The sequence below is a fragment of the Trinickia symbiotica genome (genome assembly GCF_003028655.1).
In the GTDB taxonomy this organism is placed as follows: Bacteria; Pseudomonadota; Gammaproteobacteria; order Burkholderiales; family Burkholderiaceae; genus Trinickia; species Trinickia symbiotica_A.
Genome location: NZ_PYUC01000043.1, coordinates 1 through 2,350, shown reverse-complemented (window position 1 = coordinate 2,350; position 2,350 = coordinate 1). Strand labels below are relative to the sequence as shown.

The window sequence follows — 2,350 nt, the reverse complement described above, 5'->3', positions numbered from 1 at the left end:
GTGACGGCGTACCTTTTGTATAATGGGTCAGCGACTTACGTTCAGTAGCAAGCTTAACCGAATAGGGCAGGCGTAGCGAAAGCGAGTCCGAATAGGGCGTTCAGTTGCTGGGCGTAGACCCGAAACCAGATGATCTATCCATGGCCAGGTTGAAGGTGCGGTAACACGTACTGGAGGACCGAACCCACTAGTGTTGAAAAACTAGGGGATGAGCTGTGGATAGGGGTGAAAGGCTAAACAAATCTGGAAATAGCTGGTTCTCTCCGAAAACTATTTAGGTAGTGCCTCGTGTCTCACCTTCGGGGGTAGAGCACTGTCATGGTTGAGGGGTCCATTGCGGATTACCTCGCCATAGCAAACTCCGAATACCGAAGAGTGTAATCACGGGAGACAGACATCGGGTGCTAACGTCCGGTGTCAAGAGGGAAACAACCCAGACCGCCAGCTAAGGTCCCCAAATATGGCTAAGTGGGAAACGAAGTGGGAAGGCTAAAACAGTCAGGAGGTTGGCTTAGAAGCAGCCATCCTTTAAAGAAAGCGTAATAGCTCACTGATCGAGTCGTCCTGCGCGGAAGATGTAACGGGGCTAAGCCATATACCGAAGCTGCGGGTGCACAGTAATGTGCGCGGTAGGAGAGCGTTCCGTAAGCCTGCGAAGGTGTCTTGTAAAGGATGCTGGAGGTATCGGAAGTGCGAATGCTGACATGAGTAGCGATAAAGGGGGTGAAAGGCCCCCTCGCCGTAAGCCCAAGGTTTCCTACGCAACGTTCATCGGCGTAGGGTGAGTCGGCCCCTAAGGCGAGGCAGAAATGCGTAGCTGATGGGAAGCAGGTCAATATTCCTGCACCGTCGTGAGATGCGATGGGGGGACGGATCGCGGAAGGTTGTCCGGGTGTTGGACGTCCCGGTCGCTGCATTGGAGAAGGCGCTTAGGCAAATCCGGGCGCGGAATTCAAGGGTGTGGCGCGAGCGGCTTTAGGCCGCGAAGCAATCGGAAGGGGTCCCAAGAAAAGCCTCTAAGCTTCAGTCTCACGATGACCGTACCGCAAACCGACACAGGTGGGCGAGATGAGTATTCTAAGGCGCTTGAGAGAACTCGGGAGAAGGAACTCGGCAAATTGGTACCGTAACTTCGGGATAAGGTACGCCCTGGTAGCTTGACCCCCCTGCGGGGGAAGGGTGAAGGGGTTGCAATAAACTGGTGGCTGCGACTGTTTAATAAAAACACAGCACTCTGCAAACACGAAAGTGGACGTATAGGGTGTGACGCCTGCCCGGTGCCGGAAGATTAAATGATGGGGTGCAAGCTCTTGATTGAAGTCCCGGTAAACGGCGGCCGTAACTATAACGGTCCTAAGGTAGCGAAATTCCTTGTCGGGTAAGTTCCGACCTGCACGAATGGCGTAACGATGGCCACACTGTCTCCTCCCGAGACTCAGCGAAGTTGAAGTGTTTGTGATGATGCAATCTCCCCGCGGCTAGACGGAAAGACCCCATGAACCTTTACTGTAGCTTTGCATTGGACTTTGAACCGATCTGTGTAGGATAGGTGGGAGGCTATGAAACCGGAACGCTAGTTTCGGTGGAGCCGCCCTTGAAATACCACCCTGGTTTGTTTGAGGTTCTAACCTTGGCCCGTGATCCGGGTCGGGGACAGTGCATGGTAGGCAGTTTGACTGGGGCGGTCTCCTCCCAAAGGGTAACGGAGGAGTACGAAGGTACGCTAGGTACGGTCGGAAATCGTGCTGATAGTGCAATGGCATAAGCGTGCTTAACTGCGAGACCGACAAGTCGAGCAGGTGCGAAAGCAGGTCATAGTGATCCGGTGGTTCTGTATGGAAGGGCCATCGCTCAACGGATAAAAGGTACTCTGGGGATAACAGGCTGATACCGCCCAAGAGTTCATATCGACGGCGGTGTTTGGCACCTCGATGTCGGCTCATCTCATCCTGGGGCTGTAGCCGGTCCCAAGGGTATGGCTGTTCGCCATTTAAAGAGGTACGTGAGCTGGGTTTAAAACGTCGTGAGACAGTTTGGTCCCTATCTGCCGTGGGCGTTGGAAGTTTGAGGGGGGCTGCTCCTAGTACGAGAGGACCGGAGTGGACGAACCTCTGGTGTACCGGTTGTCACGCCAGTGGCATCGCCGGGTAGCTATGTTCGGAAGAGATAACCGCTGAAAGCATCTAAGCGGGAAACTCGCCTCAAGATGAGACTTCCCCGGGGCTTCGAGCCCCTTGAAGGGTCGTTCAAGACCAGGACGTTGATAGGTCGGGTGTGTACACGCAGTAATGCGCTGAGCTAACCGATACTAATTGCCCGTAAGGCTTGATCCTATAACCGGAGCGTTTTG

The 2,350-nt window shown here is 54.1% G+C and carries 1 rRNA gene; it reads left to right on the top strand.

What is annotated here, in order from left to right:
- Positions 1 to 2,333: ribosomal RNA gene (locus tag C9I57_RS32100) — 23S ribosomal RNA — on the top strand; the annotation flags it as partial.
- Between the last annotated feature and the right edge of the window lie 17 nt (positions 2,334 to 2,350).